The organism is Streptomyces sp. NPDC005574 (assembly GCF_040605435.1).
Lineage (GTDB): Bacteria > Actinomycetota > Actinomycetes > Streptomycetales > Streptomycetaceae > Streptomyces.
Genome location: NZ_JBEXCW010000004.1, coordinates 42116 through 66621 on the forward strand (window position 1 = coordinate 42116; position 24506 = coordinate 66621).

Genomic DNA, 24506 nt, shown 5'->3' on the forward strand with positions numbered 1-24506 from the left:
TGGTACGGACCGAGCAGGCCCTTCCACGGTGCTACGAAGGTGCTGAGGGGCTGGGGATCAGCCCTCGACCGTGATGCCCATGGAGCGGGCGGTGCCAGCGATGATCTTGGACGCGGCGTCCAGGTCGTTGGCGTTCAGGTCGGGGAGCTTGGTCGTGGCGATCTCACGGACCTGCGCCTGGGTGATCTTGGCGACCTTGGTCTTGTGCGGCTCGCCGGAGCCCTTCTCGACACCCGCGGCCTTGAGGATCATCTTCGCGGCCGGCGGAGTCTTGGTCACGAAGGTGAAGGAGCGGTCTTCGTAGACCGTGATCTCCACCGGGATGACCCAGCCACGCTGCGACTCGGTCGCGGCGTTGTAGGCCTTGCAGAACTCCATGATGTTGACGCCGTGCTGACCGAGCGCGGGGCCGACCGGCGGGGCCGGGTTCGCCGCACCGGCGTTGATCTGGAGCTTGATGAGCCCCGTGACCTTCTTCTTCTTGGGAGGCATTCCGGGTCCTCTTTCGTTTTCGCCTTCCTACGTCCGAGTTGCCCCGGACGGCTGCCTTCTCCGAGGTCAAGATCCGGATGGAGGCATACCGCACAACGATAACGGGTATCTGTGTGCGGCCAAAAACCGAGCAGGTCAGACCATCCCCCGCAAGCGGGGGCGACCCCCAGGGAGGGCCTGTCTGACCTGCTCGGAAGTGCTACGTCCAGAAGGTGTCAGTTCTTCTGGATCTGGTCGAAGGACAGCTCGACGGGCGTCTCGCGGCCGAAGATCTCGACCAGGCCCTTGACCTTCTTGGAGTCGGGGTTGATCTCGTTGATGGTCGCCTGCAGCGTGGCGAACGGACCGTCGGTGACGGTGACCGAGTCGCCCACCTCGAAGTCCAGCACCTGGACCTCGACCTTGCGCTGCGGGACCGGCTTGCCCTCGGCCTCGGCGGCCTCGCGGGCGGCCTTCTCCTCGGCCTCCGGGGCGAGCATCTTCACGATCTCGTCCAGCGTCAGCGGGTAGGGGTCGTAGGCGTTGCCCACGAAGCCGGTGACGCCGGGGGTGTTGCGGACGACGCCCCAGGACTCGTTCGTCAGGTCCATGCGCACCAGCACGTAGCCGGGGAGCTTGTTCTGGCGGATGGTCTTGCGCTCGCCGTTCTTGATCTGCGCGACCTCTTCCTGGGGCACCTCGGCCTGGAAGATGAAGTCCTCGACGTTCAGCGAGACGGCACGCTGTTCGAGGTTGGTCTTCACGCGGTTCTCGTAGCCGGCGTAGGTGTGGATGACGTACCACTCGCCGGGCAGGGAGCGCAGTTCCTCGCGCAGGGCGGTGACGGGGTCGACCGGCTCCGGCTCCTCCGCGGGCTCCTCGGCCTCGGCCTCGTCGGAGGTGGCCTCGTCGGCGGCGTCGGTGTCTTCGCCGGACTCGTCCTCGACGTCCCCGCCGGACTCGTCCTCGACGTCCCCGCCGGACTCGTCCTCGACGTGGAGGGCGGTCTCCTCGGCGGGCTCGCCCAGTTCGGCTTCCGCAGCCTCGAACTCGTCTGCCTCGTCCGCGCCCTCGACGATGTCGAGTTCGTCATCCACGGACTCGTCCGGCTCGACGGCCTCGTTCACGTTCGGGTCAGACACGGTGGCTGCTTCTTCCTCGTTACATGGGGGTGGAACACGCGAAAGGGGCGCCGGTGACGGCGCCCTTCGCTTCTGGCTCAGCCGAAGACGTACTTAGCGGCGTGATTGAGCCCATAGTCAATCACCGTGACCAGGCCGATCATGATGACGACGAAGACGATCACCACGGTCGTGTACGTCGTGAGCTGGTTGCGCGTAGGCCATACGACCTTGCGGAGCTCCGCGACCACCTGGCGGTAGAAGAGCGCGAGGCGCTTCAGCGGGCCCTTCTTCGCGCGCTTGCCGCCCTTGCGAGTCTTCTTCGACTCCGGCGCCTCATCCTGGGCATCAGGCATGTCGATGGAGCCCACGGCGTCCGTCACTCGTCCTCACCTGATTCCGGGTCGTGGCCGTGCCGCGCCCGGTCAGAGCCGCACGGCGGTGCATTACTGTACGTGCATGCGCACACATCCTGGCGGAGGAGTGTGTGTAGCAGGGCCGGAGGGACTTGAACCCCCAACCGCTGGTTTTGGAGACCAGTGCTCTACCAATTGAGCTACGACCCTTTGTGTGTCCACCAACGTACCGCATCCGACCGAGTGCACGGTGTGCACCGGCTGAGCGCAGCCCGCCGAAGGCCAACGAGGTGAGAGTGTACGTGGTCCCGGGCCGGGCGTCGAACAGAAAGCGCCCGTACGAGCCTTGCTCACGGAAGATCGCCCAGCGCGGGCGGCGGATCCGGACGGTTGTTCAGTTGGTGTTCAGTCTGTGAAACCCGCGTGCCGCGGGTGTTTCCGGTCTGGAACGATGGGCCCATGAGCGCTGCAACCCCTCCCACCGAGCGCCGGGTCTCCGCCCGCGTCGGCGCGATCTCCGAGTCCGCCACTCTCGCAGTGGACGCCAAGGCCAAGGCCCTGAAGGCCGCGGGGCGGCCGGTGATCGGCTTCGGCGCCGGTGAACCGGACCGGCCGACCCCGGACTACATCGTCGAAGCGGCGATCGAGGCCTGCAAGAACCCGAAGTACCACCGCTACACCCCGGCCGGTGGTCTGCCCGAGCTGAAGGCCGCGATCGCCGCGAAGACCCTGCGCGACTCGAACTACGAGGTCGACCCGGCGCAGATCCTCGTCACCAACGGCGGCAAGCAGGCCATCTACGAGGCGTTCGCCGCGATCCTCGACCCGGGCGACGAGGTCATCGTCCCCGCGCCGTACTGGACGACGTACCCGGAGTCGATCCGGCTGGCCGGCGGGGTTCCCGTCGAGGTCGTCGCGGACGAGACGACCGGCTACCGCGTCTCGGTGGAGCAGCTGGAGGCGGCCCGCACGGAGAAGACGAAGGTCGTCCTGTTCGTCTCCCCCTCCAACCCGACCGGCGCGGTCTACAGCGCCGAGGACGCCGAGGCGCTCGGCCGCTGGGCCGTCGAGCACGGCCTGTGGGTGCTGACCGACGAGATCTACGAGCACCTGGTCTACGGCGACGCCACGTTCACCTCGCTGCCCGCGATCCTGCCGGAGCTGCGGGACAAGTGCATCGTGGTCAACGGCGTCGCGAAGACGTACGCCATGACCGGCTGGCGGGTCGGCTGGATCATCGGTCCGAAGGACGTCGTCAAGGCGGCGACGAACCTGCAGTCGCACGCCACCTCGAACGTCTCCAACGTGGCGCAGGCGGCGGCCGTCGCCGCGGTCTCCGGCGACCTGGACGCCGTCGCGACGATGCGTGAGGCCTTCGACCGCCGCCGCAAGACGATCGTGCGCATGCTCAACGAGATCGAGGGCGTGCTGTGCCCGGTCCCCGAGGGCGCGTTCTACGCCTACCCCTCGGTGAAGGCGCTGATCGGCAAGGAGATCCGGGGCAGGCGTCCGCAGAACACGGTGGAACTCGCCGCGCTGATCCTCGAAGAGGTCGAGGTCGCGGTCGTCCCCGGTGAGGCGTTCGGCACACCGGGCTACCTGCGGCTGTCGTACGCCCTGGGTGACGAGGACCTCGTCGAGGGCGTGAGCCGGATCCAGAAGCTGCTGGCGGAGGCCACGGACTGAGGCCGCGCACCCCGCTCGAGGAAGCGGGCCGTCTCCCCCGGGAGGCGGCCCGCTTCTTCGTGTGTGCGTGCGAGCAAGACCACGATCGGGGAAAGCGCTACCGGGACGGCGGGCCGGTGCGGCAGGATTCCGGAATGGAGCGTGTACGTGAACGTGATGTCTCTGAGCTGCCCAAAGCCCATCTGCACCTGCACTTCACCGGGTCGATGCGTGCCACCACCGTGCTGGAACTGGCCGACAAGCACGGCGTGCGCCTGCCCGACGCGCTGACCGGGGCGCTGACCAGCGGGGAGCCACCGAAGCTGCGGGCGACGGACGAGCGGGGCTGGTTCCGCTTCCAGCGCCTGTACGACGCGGCCCGCTCGTGCGTGCGGGAGCCGGACGACATCCGGCGCCTGGTGCGCGAAGCCGCCGAGGAGGACGTCAGGGACGGCTCCGGCTGGCTGGAGATCCAGGTCGACCCGACGTCGTACGCCCCGCGCCTGGGCGGTCTGATCCCGGCGCTGGAGATCATTTTGGACGCGGTGCGGACGACGTCCCGCGAGACGGGCCTCGGGATGCGGGTGGTGGTCGCCGCGAACCGTATGAAGCACCCGCTGGACGCCCGGACCCTGGCCCGTCTCGCCGTCCGCTACGCCGATCAGGGCGTGGTCGGCTTCGGCCTGTCGAACGACGAACGCCGCGGCATGGCGAGGGACTTCGACCGTGCCTTCGCCATCGCCCGCGAGGCCGGCCTGCTGTCGGCGCCGCACGGCGGTGAGCTGAACGGCCCGGCGTCCGTGCGGGACTGCCTGGACGACCTGGGCGCGGACCGGCTGGGCCACGGCGTACGGGCCGCGGAGGACCCGCGTCTGCTGAAGCGGCTGGCGGACCGGGGTGTGACCTGCGAGGTCTGCCCGGCCTCGAACGTGGCCCTCGGCGTGTACGACAAGCCGGCCGACGTCCCCCTGCGGACGTTGTTCGACGCCGGGGTGCCGATCGCGCTGGGCGCGGACGACCCCCTGCTGTTCGGTTCCCGCCTGGCGGCCCAGTACGAGATCGCCCGCCACCACCACGCGTTCACGGACGCGGAACTCGCCGAGCTGGCCCGTCAGTCGATCCGGGCGTCGGCGGCCCCCGCGCCGACGCGGGAGAAGCTGCTGGCGGGCGTGGACGGCTGGCTGACGTCGTAGGGCGGGAGGGGACCAGGAGCTGTCCCGCCGGTCATGGTGGAGGAGGGCAACGGGCCCTGTCGGGCGGCCGGACAACTCCTGGCTACAGGCTGACGCCGACTGTCACCGGCTCGTTGACCAGGGTGATCCCGAACGCCTCGCGCACCCCGGCGACGACCTCGCGGGCCAGCGCGAGCAGGTCCTCGGTGCTGGCCGCGCCGCGGTTGGTGAGGGCGAGGGTGTGCTTGGTGGAGATGCGGGCGGGTCCGGTGCCGTAGCCCTTGGTGAAGCCCGCCTTGTCGATCAGCCAGGCCGCGGAGGTCTTGGTGCGGCCCTCCCCCGCCGGGTAGGCGGGCGGCTGCGTCTGCGTGCCGAGCCGCTCCCGCACGCGCGCGCGGAAGGCGGCGAACTCCTCGTCGCTGAGGACCGGGTTGGTGAAGAAGGACCCCGCCGACCAGGTGTCGTGGTCCTCCGGATCGAGGACCATGCCCTTCCCGGCGCGCAGCTTCAGGACGGTCTCGCGGGCCTTGCCGAGGGGCACGCGGTCGCCGGGCTCCACGCCGAGGGCGCGGGCGGTCTCGGCGTACTTGAGGGGGGCGGACAGTCCGTCCGCGTCCGCCAGCTCGAAACGCACCCTCAGGACGACGTAGCGCTCCGGATCGGACTTGAAGCGGCTGTGGCGGTAGGAGAAGGCGCACTCGGCGTTCGTGAGGGTGACCGTCTCGCGGGCCGCGCGGTCGTAGGCGACGACCTCGGTGATCGTCGACGCGACCTCCTGGCCGTACGCCCCCACGTTCTGGATGGGCGTCGCGCCCGCCGAGCCCGGGATGCCGGCCAGGCACTCCACGCCCGCGAGTCCGGCCTCCACCGTGCGGGCGACGGCTTCCGTCCACACCTCGCCGGCGGCCAGCTCCAGCCGCGTGCCGTCCAGGGCGAAGCCCTTGGTGGCGATCACGAGCGCGGTGCCCTCGAAGCCCTTGTCCCCGATGACCAGGTTGGAACCGCCGCCGATGAGCAGCAGAGGGGTGCCGCTGTCGTCGGCCTCGCGGACGACGGCGATCACCTCGGCGTCGGTCCGCGCGGTGACCAGCCGGGTGGCGGGGCCGCCCAGCCGGAAGGTGGTCAACGGGGCGAGGGGAGCGTCGTGGAGTTCCAGCACGCGCCCAAGACTACGAGACGGCACCGACAGCGCGGCTCTCACGGCCACGGAAACGGCCCGGCCGCGGGGGCCGAGCCGTTTCCGTGGGGGCGCGTGTGCGTGGGGGGCGCGTGTGCGTGGGGCGGCCCTGTGGTGGGACCGGTGGTGCGGTGCCCGATCGTCGGATGTCCGGCGGGGTGGGGTGTCCGTGGGGCGCGGTGTCCGTGGGGCGCGGTGTCCGTGGGGCGCGGTGTCCGTGGGCGGATCAGGGGGCGACGGTCTCCGGGACCGGGACCGGGGCCGCGTCCCGCACGACGGTCGTGCTCCCGGCCATGTCGCCCGGACGCCGGGCCGGGATGAGCAGCGCCGCGAGTCCGCCGAGTGCCACGACCCCTGCGCCGGTCATCAGCGCGGGGCGCAGTCCGTCGACGAAGGACTGGCCGCTCTCGTAACCGCCCTGCGCGGAGAAGATGGAGGCCATGACGGCGATGCCGAGCGCGCCGCCCACCTCGCGCAGTGCGTTGTTGGCGCCGGAGGCGATCCCCTGCTCCTGGGGCAGCACGCTGGACATCACCAGGTTGGCGGCCGGGGCGAAGTAGAGGCCCATCCCGACGCCGCTGATGATCAGACCGGGAAGCTGGATCGCGTAGGAGGCGTCGGCGGTGACCACGGCGGCCATGTAGCCGAGGCCGGCGGCCTGGAGGAAGAGCCCGGTGGCTACGACGGGACGGCCGCCGACGCGGTCGGAGAGGATGCCGGCGATCGGCGCGACGAGCATCGGCATACCGGTCCAGGGCAGCATCCGCAGTCCCGCCTCGGTGGGCGAGTAGCCGAGCACGCCCTGCATGTACTGGCTGAGCAGGAAGATCGAGCCGAACATACCGAGGAACATCAGCAGGCTCGCCACGTTGATCCCGGTGAAGGCCCGCGAGCGGAACAGCCGCATCGGCAGCATGGGGTTCTTGGCGCGGACGCTGTAGAGGACGAAACCGACGAGCAGTGCGGCTCCGGCGAACAGACCGGTCAGCACCATGGAGCTGGTCCAGCCGTCGGCGGGCCCGCGGACCAGGCCGTAGACGATGCCGAAGAGGCCGCCGCTGGCGAGCAGGGTGCCGGGGACGTCGAGCCGGGCGCCGGTGCCGTACGACTCGGCGAGACGCAGCCGGGCCAGCGGCAGCAGGGCCAGGCCCAGCGGAACGTTCAGCCAGAAGATCCAGTGCCAGGACACGTGTTCGGTGAGCGTGCCGCCGATCAGCGGTCCGGAGGCCACCGCGAGTCCGTTGACGGCACCCCAGATGCCGTACGCCATTCCGCGCTTGGCGGCGGGCACGGCCGCGGTCAGGAGGGTCAGCGTCAGCGGCATCATGATCGCCGCGCCGACGCCCTGGACCGCGCGGGCGACGATGAGGGCGTCGATACCGGTGGCCATGGCCGCGGCGGCGGAGGCGCCGGTGAAGACCGTGATCCCGGCGAGGAAGAGCCGCCGCCGGCCGAACCGGTCGCCGAGCGCCGCGCCGAACATCAGCAGGACTGCGAAGGTGAGCGTGTAGGCGCTCACGGTCCATTCCAGGTCGTCGAGCGCCCCGCCGAGGTCCTTGCGGATGGAGGGCAGGGCGGTGGTGACGACGAGGTTGTCGAGAGCCGCCATGAACCCGGCCACGCTCGTGATGACGAGGGCCCAGACAGCTCCCCCGCGACGTTCGGTCTGCTGTGACATCGCTCCCCCAGAGAGTGATTCATTCTTGGTTAGTTATTGATGACTAAGTTCTGCGCTCAGAAGAGAGGGCAAGAAGTCGCCTTCTCCTGCTGTTTCTTCTCGGGCCGGGATCGACTCCGCCCCTACGCCTCGAGTCGCCCGGTGGTCCGCGCCGAGGGGTAGAGCCCTTCCCAGACCCGGTGTCCGGGCGGGAACCCCATGCCCACCAGGCAGTTGATGAGCATGCCGTACGCCAGGAAGGTCGTCGTCTCGTTCACGTCGGCCCCGAGGGGCAGGTGCACGGTGTCCCACAGTCGCATCCAGCCGGCCCGCACCGTCTCGCCGAACTCGTGCTCACCGGCCTGCTCGGCGGCGGCCACGGCGACGTACATCTGCATCTGCATCATGAGCCGTTCGGGGTGCTCGGCGATGACCGTGGTATAGGCGTTGGCCATGGCATGCAGGGCCTCCTCCCCGTGAAGCCCCTCGGACGCCTCCTCGAACGTGCGGATGGTGTCCTCCACGCACCGCTCGGCGGCCGCCAGGAAGATCGCCTTCTTGCCCGGGAAGAGACGGAAGAGATACGGCTGCGAGACGCCGACGCGTTTGGCGATCGCCTCGGTGGACGTCCCGTAGTACCCGCCCCGGGCGAATTCGCTCTGCGCCGCCCGGATGACGCTCTCACGCCGCTCCTCTGCGCTCATCCTGACCATGCGGCTAAGTTAGTACTCAATCACTAACTACGTCAAGGTGATGCGCCGGGGTTCGGGGTCCGTTCGGGCCCGCGCAGGCGGAACGCCGGCAAGGCGCCGGACGGAACGCCGGGATCCTCCTGGGCAGATCGCCGGCGTCACCCCGGACGGAACGCCCGCATCGTCACGGACCGAACGCCCGCGTGACCCCGGACCGAACGCCGGCATCTCCGCCGGACGGAACCCCCGCGTGACCCCCGACGTTCGGGCCGGTAGGGGGCGCGAAACAAGTAAGGAGCGCCCCACCATGGAGGACGCCCCTTACTTCCCTCACCACTTCCCCCGCGCCGGCTCAGGCGAGTCGTACGACCGCCCGGGACATGCCCAGCACCTTCTGTCCGGCGCTGGTCGCCGTGAGGTCCACGCGGACCGTGTTGTCGTCGAGCTTGACGGCGACCTTGCCGCTGACCTCGATCGTGGCGCCCTCGTCGTCGTCGGGGACGACGACGGGCTTGGTGAAGCGGACGCCGTACTCGACGACCGCGGCCGGGTCGCCGGCCCAGTCGGTGACCACGCGGATCGCCTCCGCCATGGTGAACATGCCGTGCGCGATGACGTCCGGCAGTCCGACCTCCCTGGCGAACCTCTCGTTCCAGTGGATCGGGTTGAAGTCCCCGGAGGCGCCCGCGTAGCGGACGAGCGTGGCGCGTGTCACGGAGAAGGTCTGCGCGGGCAGCTCGGTGCCGACCTCGACCTCGCCGTAGGCGATCTTCGCTGTCATCTGCTCACGCCTCCCCGGCCGCGCGGGCCACCAGCTTGGTCCAGGCGGTCACGACGTGCTCGCCGGCCTCGTCGTGGACTTCGCCGCGGATGTCCAGGATGTCGTTGCCCGCCATGGACTTGATCGCCTCGATGGTCGAGGTGACCGTCAGCCGGTCCCCCGCCCGGACCGGGCGGGTGTAGGCGAACTTCTGGTCGCCGTGCACCACGCGGCTGTAGTCCAGGCCCAGCTGCGGGTCCTCGACGACCTGCCCGGCGGCCTTGAAGCTGATCGAGAAGACGAAGGTCGGCGGAGCGACGACGTCCGCGTGCCCGAGCGCCTTGGCGGCCTCGGGGTCCGTGTACGCCGGGTTGGCGTCACCCACCGCCTCCGCGAACTCGCGGATCTTCTCCCGGCCCACCTCGTAGGGCTCGGTGGGCGGGTAGGTCCGCCCGACGAAGGACTGGTCGAGCGCCATGGCTCGGCACCTCCTGCTGTCTCCGGTGGCCGACCCGTACCTGAGGTCCGCCGTGATGGAACTGCCGTGATCGACGTGTAGTCGGTCGGAACCGGTCGGTAACCGGCGCCGAAACGACACGAGGCCGCCCCCCGACTGCGGGGGCGGCCTCGTGTACGAGCCTGAATTATCGCGTTTCGCGGTGCGCTGTGTGCGCATTGCAACGCGGGCAGTGCTTCTTCATCTCCAGTCGGTCCGGGTTGTTACGCCGGTTCTTCTTGGTGATGTAGTTCCGCTCCTTGCACTCCACGCAGGCCAGCGTGATCTTCGGGCGGACGTCGGTGGCAGCCACGTGAGTGCTCCTTGACGAACGGATGGGACAGGGTTGAACGCATAAAAGAGTAGCCGATCGAAGGACCGACCCCGCAATCGGCTACTGTCAGTAGCGGTGACCGGACTTGAACCGGTGACACAGCGATTATGAGCCGCTTGCTCTACCGACTGAGCTACACCGCTGCGATGCGATCGGCTCCCGCCTCGCGACGGGAACCTCACACACCAGAGCCCCAATACGGAATCGAACCGTAGACCTTCTCCTTACCATGGAGACGCTCTACCGACTGAGCTATTGGGGCGAGCGATGAAGACATTACACGCTCGGCCGCCGTTCGCCCAAATCCGTTTCGGGGTGGCCGCCGAGCCCCGTTCCACGGGCGTTCCCGGACGTCCCGTAGGCCTCTGACGCAGCGCTCGTCACAGAAGGCCACATCAGTACGACTATTGATCTCCTCCCGGAACGGGCTGGTTCGTCACCCTAGGCTCGACTCACTCTGCGTGATCTTGCGTCCCCCTGCGAGCAGTCCCCGAGCCCTGGAGCGCGATGTCCGACAACCAGCCGCAGCCGCCCCGTTGGTCACCGGACCCGTCCTCGCCCGCCTCGGGACCAAGAACTCCGAGAGTGACCGGTTCCTCGGGGTCGTCGGGCTCGTGGGGGTCCCGGGGCTCCGCCGACCGGGCGGACGGGGTGGCCCTGCTGCTGTGTGGTGCCCGCCTCACCGACGGCCGGCGGGTGGACGTACGGCTGGGCGGCGGGCGCATCGAGGCGGTGGGCACAGCCGGCAGCCTGGCGGCGGGCGGAGCGCCGGGGCGCGGCACGCGCGTGGACCTCACCGGCTACCTCCTGCTCCCGGCCCCGGCGGAACCGCACGCCCACAGCGACACCGCGCTCAGCGCCGGCGACGAGGGGCCGCTCTCCTACGACGCCGAGGACGTCCAGCGCCGGGCCACCGAGGCCGCCCTGCTGCAACTGGGCCACGGCGCGACCGCGTTGCGGGCCCACGTACGCGTCGGCGACGTCCAGGGCCTCGACGCGCTGGCCGCCGTACTGCGCGCCGGGCGTTCGCTGCGCGGGCTCATCGAACTCACGGCCGTCGCCATGCCGAGGGTGCTGACCGGGGTGGCCGGGGCCGACGGGCTCGCCATGCTGCGGGAGGCCGTGGAGATGGGCGCCGCCGTGGTGGGCGGCTGCCCCGACGCGGACCCCGATCCGACCGGATACGTGGAGGCCGTCCTGGAGGTCGCCTCCGAGCACGGCTGCCCCGTCGACCTGCACACCGACGGCACCGACCCGGCCCGCCTCGCCCGGATCGCGGCGATGGCCGGCGGCCTGCGGCCCGGCGTGACACTCGGCCCCTGCGGCGGCCTAGGCCGAGTGCCCGCCGAGGTCGCGGCCCGCACCGCGGACCAGCTCGCGGCCGCCGGGGTCGCGGTCGTGTGCCTGCCGCAGGGCGGCTGCGGCGCCGTCGACCGCCGTGGCACGGCTCCGGTACGGCTGCTGCGCACGGCCGGAGTGCGCGTGGCCGCCGGCAGCGGCGCCCTGCGCGACGCGTCGAACCCGGTCGGCCGCGGAGACCCTTTCGAGGCGGCCTACCTGCTGTCCTCCCGCCATGGGGTGCGCCCCGAGGACGCGTACGACACGGTGAGTTCGACGGCCCGGACGGTGCTGGGGCTGCCCGAGGTACGGGTCGAGGCCGGTTTCCCTGCCGAACTCCTCGCGGTGCGCGGCGACGGACTGGCGGGCGCGCTGTCCCTGGCGTACAGCAGGATCGTGGTCCACCAGGGGCGGGTGGTGGCGCGCACGAGTGCGGTACGGGAGTACTGCGGCTCGGCCACGTCGGCGGAGTCGGGACTGCCACGGCAGGGGCGCGGCGAGGTCTCCTGAACCGGGCCACCCGGGCGCCTGCGGGCCCGGGCCGCCGCGCGGGCGCAGTGCCGGGGTCGGCGGACTGCGGCCGATCCGTTGTCGGGCCACGGGCGCGGAACGGCGGCCTCCGGGACACGGCCGGAGCCGTGCGGCGGACGGGACCGTCCGGGCGTACGGTCGGAGGCATGCGCATTGTCATCGCTGGTGGACATGGTCAGATCGCGCTGCGGCTGGAGCGCCTGCTCGCCGCGCGCGGATACGAGGTCGCGGGCTTCATCCGCAAGGCGGAACAGAGCGACGACCTGCGGGAGGCCGGCGCCGAACCGGTCCTGCTCGACCTGGAGTCGGCCTCGACCGAGGAGGTCGCGGCGCATCTGCACGGCGCCGACGCCGCCGTCTTCGCGGCCGGCGCGGGCCCGGGCAGCGGGACCTCCCGCAAGGAGACGGTGGACCGCGACGCGGCGATCCTCTTCGCGGACGCGGCCGTCCGGGCGGGCGTACGCCGTCACGTGGTCGTGTCGTCCATGGGCGCCGACCCCGCGCACGAGGGCGACGAGGTCTTCGACGTCTACCTGCGCGCCAAGGGCGAGGCCGACGCCTACGTCAGCGGTCTCGACTCCCTCGACTGGACGATCCTGCGCCCGGGTTCACTGACGAACGACGCCGGCACCGGTCTCGTACGGCTCGAAGCGCACACCGGCCGCGGAGCCGTCCCGCGCGACGATGTGGCCGCCGTACTGGCCGAGTTGGTGGACACCACGGCGACGGCCGGCCTGACCCTGGAACTGGTCGGCGGCTCGACGCCCGTCCCGGTCGCGGTCAAGTCGGTGGCGGGAAACTGACCTGACGTCACGGGTCCCTCAGAAGAGGGGCAGTTGCCCGGGGAACTCCGCGACCACATACCCGTCCAACGACGGCTGTGCCGCCCCGAGTTCCGCCTGCCTGCGCGAACCGGGGCACGAGACGAACTCCCCGCTCCCGCGTGAGCCGGGCGGATCGTGCCGCGCGAACCGCCCGGCCACGACGGCGATGTCACGACGGCATTCCGGACAGCGTCTACGACGAGAGACCATGAGGCCAGTGTGCCTCGGGCGGGGGCGCGGTCGGCAAGGCCGCGGCGGGGTGGCGGGGACCCATGAGGCGAGGGCGTCCAGCTGCCGTGGGGCCGGCCCGCCGGCCGGTGCGCGGGGCGTTCGGGTGGCGGGCCGCGTGGGACGCGCGGGCGCCAGCAGTGGGGCGCGCGTGCGTCAGCCGTGGGGCGCGTTCCGGCGACACCCGCGCGCCGCGAACCCGCTTTTATGATCTTCGCCACGCCGCCACCCCCAGAGGGGGACGTGACCGCCGCAGGTGCGATCGCGCACCGCTACTCAACGACGAAAGGGCCCGTGATCAGCATCGCTGCTGGTCACAGACCCTTTCGGTCGTGTGGCGGCGCCAGGATTCGAACCTGGGAAGGCTAAGCCGGCAGATTTACAGTCCCCCCAGCGAGGCCGCTTGGAGGTTGCGCTGACCTGTACAGATACGCGAGAACGCCTTCACCGACGGCTGAGCCGTCCACGTCTCGTCCACCAGACGGACTCGACTGCCGGAGTCCTAGGCCTCAGAGAAGGGCGCTCCCCATGCTCGTTCAGTGAGGTCACCCCAGACACCCGGGGCTATCGTTCGAGGGTCAACTGCTTCGCTAGGCGCTGAGGTCTTGTACGTGCCGTTCGGCTGCTCGGACCTGTCGTAGTCCTTAACCCAGAAGACGCGTCGGGTGAACTTGCCTGGCACGTCTCCCGCCGGGGCGTCGGGGCGAAGCACTGCGTATCCAACGCGTCGGCCGCTTCCAGTCCACGGGACCGGACGCCTGCGGGTTGAAACGGATAACTCGACCGACTGCCTGACGTAGTCGAACCGCTCGACGTCTTCCGTCCACACGATGCCGTCCTCGTGCTCAAGAGCTTTAGGGTTCTCGCCCATCGTTCCTCCCGCAGTATCGGAGTCGGAGTCACAGTGTGGCCGTACCAGCCCGGATGACCATCTACTTTTGGCCCCTGTACACCGGCACCGCGATCCCGATCGACCAATGGAGAACCCGGATGTGGCTGGATACGTGGGTCTAGCTGCACAGACGTACCGAAGGGGCCCGGCACTCTGCCGGGCCCCTTCGGTCGTTGTTGGCCACTGGTGGTCGTCTTTGGCCCTCCTCGCACGGCCCGAGGACGGCCCAGCTACGGGCCCGGCAGCAGATCTATAGTCTTTCGATCACAGGTCCCACTGCACGAGCTTGACCTGCAGAAACGCCAGCAACCGTTCCTCGTCTCACGGGGCCCGTCCGCGTGCCGTCCGCAGCTAGGGCATCGCAGCCAGCGCCGGCAGCGTCATGGGCGACGGTGGAGATGTACACAAAGCCGTTTTGTCAGCACTGCTGCGCGTCCGTGGGTCATCATGCGACGATCCACGGACGGTCAAGCGTGATACGGGGCGGGGGCACGTTGTCTGAACAGCCGGAGCTGACGGCCGCAGAGCTTGTAGTGACTGTGCCGCAACCCGATGACTGGGGCGCCAACACACTTGACCGCTACGACTGGCAAGCATCCATGGCTGCGGCAGACGGCTTGGAGCTCTACCGGCAAGCTCTCGGAGCCAACAAGCGCCTGCGAGACGATGAATCCCGGCGAATCCTCTGCGAGTACCACGAGGACTGGGTCGCTATCCACGGCGACGCCGCGGAGCTGGTCTCGGCCAAGCATCGAGACCCCTCTGCTGACGCCTATCGAACTTTGAATCAGCTTGCCCACGAAGGGGGTCTTGCGCACCTCTTCCTTAGGTGGCGGGCGTTGCAGGAGAAGCCAACTTGCAGACTTGCCACGTCTGGAGGCCTTGCACGAGGAGACGTGCAGGAACTCGAGGCGACGATGCGGGCTTTGCGGGAACTCCGCCAATCGGCAAATCAGTTCACCATTCCTGACGTACATCGGTCGTCCGTCGAGAAATTTCACGCCACTATCCACGCCAATAGCGGGAAATTTCTACCTGATGACTGGATCGAGGGGAGTGAAGGTGAGGTCGCCTTGGATGAGCAACGGCACCAAGTGGCTCGCTTTATCTCCATGTTGAACATTCAAGCCGAGGCAACACGGCGAGCAGACATCGGGTTTGCTGCGCCAACGAAGTGCGCTAAGCCCGTGGTCGATCTTCTCGGTTTCGACGTGCCCTATGAGGCTGTCTGGAACGTCGTATACGGCCTATTTTTTACGCGCATGAAGGCCGCCGGCCCCCGAACCGATGCGATCATTTCGCCAGTACTGGCGTTCGCGAACGGCTCAGAGGTCCCTACTTCCGCCGACCGAGAACGTGCGCTAGCGTCACGGATCGTAACAATGCAAGATATCGATCTAGCTGTAATGACTGCCGTCGCTAACCCTTCCGCCTACGGCTCGCTAGCCTCCCCTATCCGGTTGAGTCGGGCCGCAATCAAGATGCGGAGAGGGAAATGCTCGGATAATAGTGTCGAGCGGGGAGAGCAGCTGCGACGAGACTATCAGCGCTATTGGAGTGGTCGTCTAAGTGGAGACCCTACGGCCCTTGCTGAGCGCGATAGGCTTCGTCGGCTCCTTTTGCGTGTAAGCGACAGGTCGGACACACCTGAGATGCGCTCAAAGAGCGACTGGGGCGCTCAATTCTGGATCGCCCTTCAAGATGCACTTGATGATTTCACCGAAGATCAAATCCCCACAGGAATGGATCCCGATCTACTCTTGGGGGGAATCAATGACTTGACCAACGAATGCAAGATTTGGTTCAGCGAGATCTTTGACGTAACAGCTGAAATCAATAGGCTCCGCGAAGAGAATAGGGGGAGCGCCGCATGAGTGTTATCTACGACGAGCTGGAGCTTGCCCTACTCCGCGACGATCTAGCGTATCACCAAGCCCGCGTCCTCCTGCTGGTCAATGCTGTCTCCAAGGCTCCTGGCCATGCGCGAAAACTAGATGGCCTGACAAAGTTGGCCAAGCTAGATTTTCTGCTCAGGTATCCAGCCCTTGCTCCTAAAGTCCTTGAGCAGCTCTCGGATTCGGACCCTCGCCTCAACTTATCGCAACAGGAAATCGAAGCACCGACAGAAGTAGAAGCCCCCATGATTCGCTACAAATACGGCCCTTGGGATGACCGGTATTACGCGATCATCGGCGCTTTGGTCGGTCGCGGCCTCCTGAAGTACGCAAAAGGGAGGAAGGGAAGTGTCGCACTAGCAACGACCAAAGAAGGTCGTCGTCTAGCGGATGACATGGGGAAAGTCCGGGACTGGAAAGCCTTGGCTGAACGCAGCGAGGCAATCGCCGACGCAACAGCCGGCATGACCGGAAACACCATTAAAGATCTGATTTACCTAAAGCTTGACACCTTGATGGATCGTCCGCATCGGCAGGTAATCCAGTGAGCTTTGATTTCCGTCTCCGTGCACTGAGCTTGCACACCACCGAAGGAACCGTCAGGTACGACTTCGAATCTGATCTCACAGTTCTCGAAGGGCCCACGGGAGTTGGCAAGACGACTCTTCTTGAATTGGTCAAATTCGCCTTCGCCGCAGGTGAGCCGCGTCTTGCCACAGTCGCTACGGACGCTGTGCATGATGTGGTGATCGAGATCTATATCGGTGGGGACGAATACCTCATCACGCGCAGCCTTGATGCGGCTAAGCGCAAGAATGTCCGCGTAATCGACAAGCGCACCGGGGAGCGCCTCCCTGACCTTCCCGTCGATGGAGAGGCAAGCTACAACACATTCTTGCTGGCAAAGCTTGGGCTACCCGATGACATTAAGGCCGCAGCACAGAAGGGAAAGAGCAGCAAGCCCGGAAGTCGAGTCACGTTCGGCGACATCTTTAAATACATCTACATCCCACAGTACGCCATTAATCAGGACATCGCAGACAGCAGGGACGGATACTACGACCCAAAGCGAAAAGCAGTATTCGAGCTGCTTTTTAAGCTGACTGATCCTGAGATCCTTTCCATGCAATCGCAAGTAAACGTACTAAATGGCAAGATCGATGCTGCAGACACGAATTTGAAGACGGTTCTAGATTTCCTGAATGACACCAATACCAGCAGTCGGGAGGAAGTCGAAGAACAGCTAAGGGAGGCCGTATCAGCGCAGGAGGCCGCCCGCGAGGAGCTGAATTCACTTCGCGAAGAACTCGATCCAGTAATCGACCGACAGACTCAAGCCTATCGGGATCTACTGACAGACGCCGAGCGTTCCCTGGCCGAGGCTCGCGCTGTCGCTCAAGACCTCATCCGCGACCGTAATGAGATCGACCTGGAGCACCGGAGGGTTAAGGCCGATTACGCTCGACTCGAACGCATGCGGGACGCCGGTGCCAGGCTAGCCAACATCGAGTTTTCAGTGTGCCCTCGGTGCATGCAGTCACTGAGCAACCGTCCTGTCGATGAGGATAAATGCCGGTTGTGCTTGCAACCGGATCCGGTTTCACCCGAGGGTGCTGCCGATAGCTACGAGCTTCAGCAGCTTGACCTGCAACTGGGCGAAATGAGCGCGCAGAAAGAAGTGACAGAGCAGCAGCTGGAAAAATCTCAAGTTGCTATCGTGGAACGCGAGTCGCTCATTAAGCACTTCACTGAGGTTCTCGAAGCGCGGACCTCGCAACGTGTGACCCCTAGGCTGCAGGCTTTCAGTGACGCTTCGGATCGCATGGCTACGGCGCGCACACGCCAGGAAGGCTTCGAGGTTGCTCTACAGCAGTGGGATCGCGTAGAAGACATCGCCGAAAAGGTTCGAGGGCTGCGGTCAGATCAAGATCGATTGAAGGCGAATATCTCGACACGTAAGGCAACTTTGGCTGTCCATAGGGACTCAGTGTTCTCGCTGATTGAACAAGAGTTTCGAGAGACCGTGATGAACCTCGACATCGCCACAGTTGAATCGGCCGGATTCGATCGTTCGAACTATCTGCCGATCATCAATGGGAAACCCTTCAGCAAGGCCCTGATGAGTGGTGGTGGCTCGATGACGGCTACTCAGATCGCCTATTGGCTGTCACTGATCACGGCTGCAAGGCAAACAGACACCCGTTATCCGTCCATGCTCATCATCGACGGTCCCCGTTTGGCACTGAATACTGCGGTCGGAACCTGGGGTGCTATTTATAATCGACTCCTCAAGGGTGTCGAAGAAGCCCCCGGCACTGTTCAGTTCCTTGTCTCCGATAACGAACTGCCGGACGATTATGAGGGTGACTTCACGCGTATTGTATTCGACTATAACAACCCGACTGTCGCAACGATCCGACATCCGGGCGAAGGGCAAGTGGAAGTGATCGCCTCGATCGACGAGTAATCGAGCGGCCAGAGCCATTGCGATGCCCCAGGTTGGTCGCAGCAGGCCTCAAAGAGCGCCCGTGGTCTCGTCACTTCGGCTCTGCGGTATTCGCCACGAGTCGACTTGTGAACCCGGCGTCGCGTAGGCGCTCGTACGCTGCAGCCACGTCCTCGGGTACGAACTGCTCAACCATGAAGCCCTGTTGCGGGTAGAGCATTAGCCGCTGCTGCGCGCCGGCCAGCATGTTGATGACCAGGCGTGCGTCTCCGATCGAGTCGACATAGTCAGCCAGGGTCATGGGTGTGGACGCGCTGACCCACTCGACTTGGGGCCATAGTTTGCGTGCGGTTGCGTAGGCTCGTCGTTCCTCATACGGCTTGCTGACCAGCAGGACGGACGCTACTGCGACCTGGTGCTCTTCCAGCAGTGCGCGAGAGAAGCGGATGTTCTCTCCTGTGTTCCGAGCCCGCGGCTCCACGAGGATGGCATCAGCAGGCACTCCCAGTTCCATCGCCCGCTCTCGGTAGTGCTCAGCCTCGCCGCGGGGCATGCGGTCGCGTGTGGTGCGGCTGGTCGCCCCGGTGAAGACGGTCAGCGGCATCATGCCCCGGCGGTAGAGATCGGCGGTTGTGTTTGCGACGCCGAGGTCGTGGCTGCCGAGTCCGATCGCGACGGAGCATGGGCGCAGCTCGTGCCCCATCTGTTGGAAGTCCCAAAGCCGTTGAGCGTCGGCCCATGCTTGCGCTGAGATCACTTGCTCTCGCCCTCCGCTTTCGCTGAATCGGGGACCTTAAAGTCGTACGTCCAGGCGAAGCGTGTCGCCGCGTGAACGCCGATCGCGAATTCCACCACGGTGCCGCCTGCCGTGTACGTCGTGCGGTGCAGCTCCACCACCCATTCGCCCGGCGCAAGTTGGAGGAGCTGGACTTCGTCCGTCGTGGGGATGCGCGCGAACAGCGTCTCCTGCATGTGATCGATCTCGTATCCGGCGTCGTACAGGACGCGGAAGCCACCGCCCCGGCCGGCGGGTCCCGGCGTCGGGTCGACGATGCGCGTCCCTTCCACGTGCTCGGGACGGTAGTAGCTCGTCAGCGTGTGCGTCGGCTGCGAGCCTTCCTTGACCACGCGCGCACGTGCGTACACCTCCGCACCTTCCGGCAGACCGTGCGCCTGAGCGACGGTGGCCGACGCCGGCACGCGACTGACGGTCTGGGTCTGTTCGTTCCGCTTGTACGTACGTCCGGACGCCACACGGTCCGCGATGAACGCCACTTCATCGCCGTCCCTCCACTTGGCCTTGTCGTACCGCGCGATGCCGAGTCGCTTGAGCGGGGCCCGCTCACGGACGACCGTGCCGTGTCCGCGTGACGACGTGACCAGCCCTTCGGTTTCCAACGCCTTGTAGGCCGCATGGACTGTGGACTTCGAGCCTTCGCCCGCTTCCACAAGGTCCCTGATCTGCGGCAACTGGGCACCGGGGGCGTACGCGCCGTTCCTGATCTGTTCGGCCAGCCGGTCCGCAAGCTCTCGCCACTTGGGCGCCATGCAGCACTCCTCTCGACTTCGTCCAGTGAAACACAGTCCCAGGACTGTTGACAGTCCTGGGACTGTGCGCCAGGATCTTACTCGACAGGCCGCAGTCCTAGGACAGCGGCCCCGGGGTGTCCCTTATTGGGCTGCTCATATGTCGCCCGGAGGGCTCCGTGAAACGGGCTCGAAGGAAGCGCAAGCGCCTTGAAAACTCCACACAGGGAACTGCCGGTAACCCGTGGTCCGCCTGCCCGAAGGGGTCGGATACAAGGCGGAGAAGACCGGCGCGCCCCGCCCTTGGCGGCTCGACAGGTTCAAGCCCTGTCCGGGGCTCTGGCCGCCACTCGCGGCCCGCCGCAGGCATCGCCTGCAGCGCTCACTATCAACGGCGCGCGGCCCCGGAGTTGCACCTCCGGGGCCGCTGTTCGGGCCGTTCACCTGTGGAAGGGACCACGACCCAATGGAACACATCGTTACTGTTCAGGACGCTGTTACCGCGTTCGCCCTGTTCATGGAGCCGACGGATGCGGAGCTGGATGCGATCGAGGCTGAGGCTCCGCTGATCGACGCGGAGCTGGAACTGCTGGACGTGCAGATCGCGCTGCTGGACCGGCCGGCGTCCGTGCTGGGTGTGCGGCGGCTGCGCCGGGCGGCGAACAAGGTGCTCGCCGAGCGTGCCGCGCTGACCAACCGCACCCTGACCGGCGAGGCAGCGTGATGGCCAACACCTGGGACACGCCTTCCTCCGCGGCCTTAAGCGAGCAGGCAACCGTGCTGGTCGCGCTGGCGGGGCTTGCGGTCAGTCATCCGGATCTGCCCGGCGCGTACTTCGCGCTGAGTGAGGTGCTGCCGCGGGAGTTGGCGGTGCAGCTCGACAGTCCGAGCAAGGTCGAGGCATGGCGCGCGGCGCTCAACGTGCCTTTTGAGAAGGTCGTGCTGCGTCGGGCGGGTGCGCGGACGCAGTTGAAGTTCGTGGCCACCGTGTATGGGGTCGAGTTCAGCGTCTATGCCGTCTACGAGCCTGACCAGCAGGTTGAGGAGGCGCGCGATGACGCTGTCCGGGCTCCCTGACCTGGCAGGCGGCCCCTGGTCGTGGATGGCCGGCGCGGTCGCCGCACTGGCCCTGGCTCTGTGGGGCCTGGGTCAGCTTCGCAAGTCGGCGTGGCTGTCCGGGATCGGTCCGCAGGCCGTTGTCGCGCTCGGGGGTGTGGCGGTCAGCGTGCATGGCCTGTGGGGCTTTGCCACGCAGACCAGCGCCCTGCCCACGGAACTGGCCGTGGCGTTCATCTCGGTCTTTGATGCCGCGGAGATGACGCTGCTGGTCATGATGTATCGCGCCGCCGACCCCGAGCAGGGGTGGACGCGGGAACTGCGATTGATGCACCGCACCGCCTGGACGCTGGTCGCGTTCTCCGCGGCCATGAACGCGGTGCATGCCCCGAACTGGTGGGCCCGCCCCGTCCTCGCCGCGGTACCGGCACTGGCGGCGTGGTTGATCGAACTTCAGCTCCGCAGCAAACTGCACCACGTCAAGGCGGGTCAGGACGACAGTGCGCGCCCTGGCCCGGCCCGGCTGGTGGCGCTGTTGTGGCAGCACGCATGGGCGGAACTGTTCGCCCTGCTCGGTCTCGATGCCCGCACGTCGTCCTCCGCGATCGCCCGCGCGGCACTGGTCCAGCGGGCCGCGCTGCGCGTCTACCGGCTACGCCTGGCCCTGGAGGGCGGAAAGACGCGCAAGGTTGCACGGTGGCGGCGTAAGGCGCAGAAGGCGTTGGATCGTGCCGACGTCGCTGTCGACCGGGATCAGGCTCTCGCGCTGGCTCGCAGGCTGGCCACACTCACGGGTGCGGACGCCTTCGCGGCGCTCGACTACCGCCGGCCCGAGACCGTGCTGACCCTGATCGAGAACCTCGCGATCACCCCCGCAGTACAGCGCCAGGAAGCCTCCGCACTCAGCGAGCAGGCACAGCAAGCGCAGCAGCGCGCGGAAGCCGCGCGGCAGGAAGCAGACGACGCGCGGCAGCGCGCGGCAGACGAACTGGCAACCGCACGCCAGGAACTGGAGCAGGTCCGCCAGGAGCAGACGAGCCTGCTCGCCAGCGGCAGTGATGCTGCCGGCCGCCTGGAAGCCGCGCGGCAGGAGGAAGCCTCCGCGCGGCAGCGCGCGGAAGAAGCGCGGCACGAAGAGGAAGCCGCGCGGCACCGCGCGAGGCAGCTCATCCAGCAGGCACAGGACCAGGCGAACGCCCAGCGGCAGCAGATCGACAGCCTCACCGCCGACGCCCAGCGGCTTCACTCCGCCCACCAGTCCGGTGCGGACGCTCTCGCCCAGCTCAACGGGCAGATCGCCGAGGCCACAGCACTGTACGAGCGGCTGTGCGGCGACCTCGCAAGCCTCCACCCGCAAGGCCCGGAAGGTGCCTCGGAGGGCGGGGAGACGGTGTGGAAGTCGCCCGCGAAGCAGGACGGCTGGAACTACTACCTGCACGCCGTGAACAGCCCGCAGCCGATCGAACCGACCGCCGCTGATCTCGCCGAGCGATTCGGCGTGGACCCCGGAAACGCGCGGAACTGGCTGCGTGACTTCCGTACCGCGCGCGCCGCGCAGCTTGCCGCGCAGCCCCGCGCGCTGAGCACGGCCTGACGCCATGGCGAGCATCCCTACCTATCGATGGCACCTCGCCCCGGACGGCTTGGCGACCATCCGCCAGCTCAAAGCGCGCGGCTTACGGCCCGGCGGGCAGGACGTCGCCGCGCAACTCGAACGACCCCGCCGGCGCCGCGGCCCACTGGTCGCCTACCTCTACGAGATCGACAAGGCCAAGCCCGTCCGTCCGATGACGCCGGCGAAGTGGGCGGCTCTGTCCAAGGCCAACACCGCGCGGCGCACGTGCCCGGAGTGCGGGCGGGATGCCGGCTACGTCATCCCCACCTTGCTCGGCATGTGCGTGCCTTGCGCCTACCCCGACGACGAACAGCGCGCCGCCTGAAAACCCCTCACCTGGAGGAATCGTGAGCGTTGCACCGCAGCAGGGCACGCACTTCTTCGTGCTGTCCCTGGAAAAGCCGGGCCTGCTTTCCATGACGCAGGAGGGCACCTGCACCCCCGCGCCCGGAGCCACCCGCAAGGACATGTACCAGCAGCTCTACCAGGCCGTGACAGCCCAAGACCCCGCGCTGTCCGGCGCCACGGTCTTGTTCTTCTCCCTGGAGCGCAACCAGCTCTGACCTGCGCCCAGTTGACCATCCTCCCTGTTGGCGGGCCCGGCCGGCAACTTTCCACGGCCCCGGCCGGGCCCTACTCCCGCAAAGGAGTGCTCTCAGCATGACGGACCTCAGCACTGAGCCGGTAGCCGTGGAGGCTGCCCCGATCACACCACCCCCGCCCCCCGACACCCCGCCCGCCGTGGCCAAGCACGTGCCGGACGTCGATCACACGCCGGGCGGGTGGCCGATCGTCCCGCTCGCCCTGTCCGGGGCGAACAGCACCGTCGGCGCGGTCGCCGCCGCGTCCCTGGCCGGCGGCCCCATCGCCGCGGCCATCGCCGCCACCGGCATGGTCGTCCTCGGCACGGTCGCCGCCGCCCGATCCCGCAAGCCGGACCCGCGCCGAGAGGCACGCCGGTCCGCCGCCCGCACCGCCGGCCGCTCAGCCGCCCGCAAGATGGGACAGCACGGCTCGGGTGCGGGCACACGCCGCAGCTCCGGCGGTCGTTCGGCCGGCTCGCGCTCCGTGGGTTCCGGTGGCCGGTCGGGCAAGGTGCCCGGCCAACACCGCCGAACCGGTGGCAGCGCCACCCGCCACGGCAGCACCACCACCGGCGGAAACACCCTCCGCAAGAGCCCGCACGGCCCGGCCAAACACCAACTGGGCTCGGGCAAGGGCGCTGCCAGTCGGGTGGGGCAGGTCAAGGCTCTGCGGGCCGCACGGAAGGACACCGCCGGCTCGCGCGGCGGGCAGCGGGCACAGACCACCAACGCCCGACGTGCGGTCGCCGACGCCCGACGCAACGCCAAGTCCGTGGCCGGCAACAACCGAGCGGTCAAGCGTTCGGGTCTGGGCGGCCGTCTACTGGGCGGCGCCGCCCGCAAGGTACGTGCCGTGCGGGACGCGGCGATCGCCAAGCAGCGTACCAAGCGGGACGCCAAGGCCGGCAACACCGTCGCCGCGCAGCGAGCGCAGGTCCGTAAGGCACCGGCTCGTAAGGCGGCACGTCAGGCATTGCGCCGTTCCGCGGCCCGCTTTCAGGGCCGGCGACTGCTCGCCGGGCTGCTGGCGCTGCCGGTCGGGCTGCTGGGCTGCCTGTCCACGTGGATCGGCCGCAAGTTCGGCATCCCTGCCCTGATCCACCCCGGCCGGCGCCTGTACCGCCGCATGGTGCAGACCGCCGGCGAGCAGCGCGCGGCCCGGGATGAGACCGCGCACGACAAGCAGCGCGAGCAGGAGGCAACCGCGGACGCGGAGGCCGCCAAGGACGGCACGGAAGGCATCGCGGACGGCGTCCAGCGGCCCGCGGCCACGGTTCCCACCAGCACGAACACCCCCGCAATCGAAGGAGAGCACGTGTCCATCAACACCGGATTCAACTTCGAGGACCACGCCATGGAGATGGCGGCCGCGGCCAACACCTACGAGCCCGATGGCTGCATGGAGATCCTGGCCATGGTCGAAGGTCTCCCGGGCGCGCTGACGTTCGTGGCGACCGTGATGAAGTTCCTCGCCGAACGCTCCGACTCCGAGTTCCCGCTGGAGAAGCAGGTTGCGGACGGCTTCAACGACATCTACGCCGCGCTGATGAACGCCGTGTCCATCGCCGAGGACATGGGACCGACGTTCCGGCAGGTCCACGCGCAGGACATCGCCCGCCACGAGGACCCCCGCAACGGCACCGAGGCAGAGAAGGGCTGGAACGTCTGA

At 67.7% G+C, this 24506-nt stretch carries 26 protein-coding genes and 3 tRNA genes; 13 read left to right on the plus strand and 16 right to left on the minus strand.

Annotation, left to right across the window (positions count from 1 at the left end; all coding sequences use genetic code 11):
- Positions 1 to 57: 57 nt before the first annotated feature.
- The 4 genes from rplK to ABZT03_RS04315 all read right to left on the minus strand — a co-directional run bounded on the left by rplK (position 58) and on the right by ABZT03_RS04315 (position 2158).
- Complete coding sequence (gene rplK, locus ABZT03_RS04300) at positions 58 to 492, minus strand: 50S ribosomal protein L11 (protein ID WP_019072313.1); 435 nt, start codon at positions 490 to 492, stop codon at positions 58 to 60.
- 215 nt (positions 493 to 707) lie between these two features.
- Entirely contained in the window at positions 708 to 1613 is a 906-nt protein-coding gene (gene nusG / locus ABZT03_RS04305; protein ID WP_356033264.1) for a transcription termination/antitermination protein NusG, read from the minus strand.
- A gap of 77 nt (positions 1614 to 1690) precedes the next feature.
- Positions 1691 to 1975, minus strand: coding sequence for a preprotein translocase subunit SecE (secE, locus tag ABZT03_RS04310; RefSeq protein WP_356033267.1), 285 nt, complete (start codon positions 1973 to 1975; stop codon positions 1691 to 1693).
- Between the two features lie 110 nt (positions 1976 to 2085).
- Positions 2086 to 2158 (minus strand) — tRNA-Trp (locus ABZT03_RS04315).
- A 249-nt stretch (positions 2159 to 2407) separates the two neighbouring features.
- Here ABZT03_RS04315 and ABZT03_RS04320 point away from each other — a divergent pair.
- Both ABZT03_RS04320 and ABZT03_RS04325 read left to right on the plus strand, forming a co-directional pair.
- Positions 2408 to 3634, plus strand: a complete 1227-nt coding sequence (locus ABZT03_RS04320) for a pyridoxal phosphate-dependent aminotransferase (protein WP_356033270.1) — start codon at positions 2408 to 2410, stop codon at positions 3632 to 3634.
- 134 nt (positions 3635 to 3768) lie between these two features.
- Positions 3769 to 4806: an adenosine deaminase gene (locus tag ABZT03_RS04325; RefSeq protein ID WP_356033273.1), complete on the plus strand. Its 1038-nt coding sequence runs from the start codon at positions 3769 to 3771 to the stop codon at positions 4804 to 4806.
- Positions 4807 to 4888: 82 nt separating this feature from the next.
- On the opposite strand, the gene ABZT03_RS04330 is transcribed toward ABZT03_RS04325, so the two are convergent.
- The 8 genes from ABZT03_RS04330 to ABZT03_RS04365 form a co-directional block, all read right to left on the minus strand.
- The gene (locus ABZT03_RS04330) at positions 4889 to 5944 is read right to left on the minus strand and encodes a UDP-N-acetylmuramate dehydrogenase (protein ID WP_356033276.1); all 1056 of its coding nucleotides are present in this window, start codon (positions 5942 to 5944) and stop codon (positions 4889 to 4891) included.
- 244 nt (positions 5945 to 6188) lie between these two features.
- Complete coding sequence (locus ABZT03_RS04335; protein ID WP_356033279.1) at positions 6189 to 7640, minus strand: MFS transporter; 1452 nt, start codon at positions 7638 to 7640, stop codon at positions 6189 to 6191.
- Between the two features lie 122 nt (positions 7641 to 7762).
- On the minus strand, positions 7763 to 8332 hold the full coding sequence (locus tag ABZT03_RS04340; RefSeq protein WP_356033281.1) for a TetR/AcrR family transcriptional regulator: 570 nt from the start codon (positions 8330 to 8332) through the stop codon (positions 7763 to 7765).
- A gap of 331 nt (positions 8333 to 8663) precedes the next feature.
- A complete protein-coding gene (locus ABZT03_RS04345; protein ID WP_356033284.1) occupies positions 8664 to 9092 on the minus strand; it encodes a MaoC family dehydratase in 429 nt (142 codons plus the stop codon).
- 4 nt (positions 9093 to 9096) lie between these two features.
- A complete protein-coding gene (locus ABZT03_RS04350) occupies positions 9097 to 9549 on the minus strand; it encodes a MaoC family dehydratase N-terminal domain-containing protein (protein ID WP_356033287.1) in 453 nt (150 codons plus the stop codon).
- A 166-nt stretch (positions 9550 to 9715) separates the two neighbouring features.
- Positions 9716 to 9880 (minus strand): 50S ribosomal protein L33, encoded by a 165-nt coding sequence (gene rpmG / locus ABZT03_RS04355; RefSeq protein ID WP_003948671.1) that lies wholly within the window; start codon positions 9878 to 9880, stop codon positions 9716 to 9718.
- A 91-nt stretch (positions 9881 to 9971) separates the two neighbouring features.
- Positions 9972 to 10044, minus strand: a tRNA-Met gene (locus tag ABZT03_RS04360).
- A gap of 46 nt (positions 10045 to 10090) precedes the next feature.
- Positions 10091 to 10163, minus strand: a tRNA-Thr gene (locus ABZT03_RS04365).
- Between the two features lie 245 nt (positions 10164 to 10408).
- Here ABZT03_RS04365 and ABZT03_RS04370 point away from each other — a divergent pair.
- On the plus strand, positions 10409 to 11749 hold the full coding sequence (locus ABZT03_RS04370) for an amidohydrolase family protein (RefSeq protein ID WP_356033290.1): 1341 nt from the start codon (positions 10409 to 10411) through the stop codon (positions 11747 to 11749).
- Positions 11750 to 11916: 167 nt separating this feature from the next.
- A complete protein-coding gene (locus ABZT03_RS04375) occupies positions 11917 to 12573 on the plus strand; it encodes an SDR family oxidoreductase (RefSeq protein WP_356033293.1) in 657 nt (218 codons plus the stop codon).
- Between the two features lie 18 nt (positions 12574 to 12591).
- Here the strand turns inward: ABZT03_RS04375 and ABZT03_RS04380 are convergent, their stop codons facing one another.
- Both ABZT03_RS04380 and ABZT03_RS04385 read right to left on the minus strand, forming a co-directional pair.
- Positions 12592 to 12804, minus strand: coding sequence for a hypothetical protein (locus ABZT03_RS04380; RefSeq protein ID WP_356033295.1), 213 nt, complete (start codon positions 12802 to 12804; stop codon positions 12592 to 12594).
- Positions 12805 to 13324: 520 nt separating this feature from the next.
- On the minus strand, positions 13325 to 13693 hold the full coding sequence (locus tag ABZT03_RS04385) for a DUF6009 family protein (RefSeq protein WP_356033298.1): 369 nt from the start codon (positions 13691 to 13693) through the stop codon (positions 13325 to 13327).
- Positions 13694 to 14208: 515 nt separating this feature from the next.
- On the opposite strand from ABZT03_RS04385, the gene ABZT03_RS04390 reads away from it, so the two are divergent.
- Genes ABZT03_RS04390 through ABZT03_RS04400 form a run of 3 tightly spaced genes read left to right on the plus strand, consistent with a single transcriptional unit; the run spans position 14209 to position 18076 of the window.
- A complete protein-coding gene (locus tag ABZT03_RS04390) occupies positions 14209 to 15588 on the plus strand; it encodes a hypothetical protein (RefSeq protein ID WP_356033301.1) in 1380 nt (459 codons plus the stop codon).
- The gene (locus ABZT03_RS04395; protein ID WP_356033304.1) at positions 15585 to 16157 is read left to right on the plus strand and encodes a hypothetical protein; all 573 of its coding nucleotides are present in this window, start codon (positions 15585 to 15587) and stop codon (positions 16155 to 16157) included. The genes ABZT03_RS04390 and ABZT03_RS04395 overlap by 4 nt, the downstream gene beginning before the upstream one ends.
- A complete protein-coding gene (locus ABZT03_RS04400) occupies positions 16154 to 18076 on the plus strand; it encodes an AAA family ATPase (RefSeq protein ID WP_356033307.1) in 1923 nt (640 codons plus the stop codon). Before ABZT03_RS04395 ends, ABZT03_RS04400 begins: the two co-directional genes overlap by 4 nt.
- A 70-nt stretch (positions 18077 to 18146) precedes the next feature.
- Here ABZT03_RS04400 and ABZT03_RS04405 read toward each other — a convergent pair whose 3' ends face one another.
- Together ABZT03_RS04405 and ABZT03_RS04410 are read right to left on the minus strand one after the other, a co-directional pair.
- Entirely contained in the window at positions 18147 to 18812 is a 666-nt protein-coding gene (locus ABZT03_RS04405) for an ElyC/SanA/YdcF family protein (protein WP_356033310.1), read from the minus strand.
- Positions 18809 to 19603 carry a GntR family transcriptional regulator gene (locus ABZT03_RS04410; protein WP_356033314.1) on the minus strand — a complete coding sequence of 265 codons (795 nt, stop codon included), beginning with the start codon at positions 19601 to 19603 and terminating at the stop codon, positions 18809 to 18811. The genes ABZT03_RS04405 and ABZT03_RS04410 overlap by 4 nt, the downstream gene beginning before the upstream one ends.
- Before the next feature lie 445 nt (positions 19604 to 20048).
- Here ABZT03_RS04410 and ABZT03_RS04415 point away from each other — a divergent pair, with 445 nt between their 5' ends.
- The 6 genes from ABZT03_RS04415 (at position 20049) to ABZT03_RS04440 (ending at position 24506) form a co-directional block, all read left to right on the plus strand.
- Complete coding sequence (locus ABZT03_RS04415; RefSeq protein WP_356033317.1) at positions 20049 to 20306, plus strand: DUF6284 family protein; 258 nt, start codon at positions 20049 to 20051, stop codon at positions 20304 to 20306.
- Positions 20306 to 20659 (plus strand): hypothetical protein, encoded by a 354-nt coding sequence (locus tag ABZT03_RS04420; RefSeq protein ID WP_356033320.1) that lies wholly within the window; start codon positions 20306 to 20308, stop codon positions 20657 to 20659. Before ABZT03_RS04415 ends, ABZT03_RS04420 begins: the two co-directional genes overlap by 1 nt.
- The gene (locus tag ABZT03_RS04425) at positions 20637 to 22232 is read left to right on the plus strand and encodes a DUF2637 domain-containing protein (protein WP_356033322.1); all 1596 of its coding nucleotides are present in this window, start codon (positions 20637 to 20639) and stop codon (positions 22230 to 22232) included. The genes ABZT03_RS04420 and ABZT03_RS04425 overlap by 23 nt, the downstream gene beginning before the upstream one ends.
- A gap of 4 nt (positions 22233 to 22236) precedes the next feature.
- Positions 22237 to 22578, plus strand: coding sequence for an RRQRL motif-containing zinc-binding protein (locus ABZT03_RS04430; protein ID WP_356033325.1), 342 nt, complete (start codon positions 22237 to 22239; stop codon positions 22576 to 22578).
- Between the two features lie 22 nt (positions 22579 to 22600).
- Positions 22601 to 22816 (plus strand): hypothetical protein, encoded by a 216-nt coding sequence (locus ABZT03_RS04435; RefSeq protein WP_266700019.1) that lies wholly within the window; start codon positions 22601 to 22603, stop codon positions 22814 to 22816.
- Positions 22817 to 22913: 97 nt separating this feature from the next.
- Positions 22914 to 24506, plus strand: a complete 1593-nt coding sequence (locus tag ABZT03_RS04440; protein WP_356033328.1) for a hypothetical protein — start codon at positions 22914 to 22916, stop codon at positions 24504 to 24506.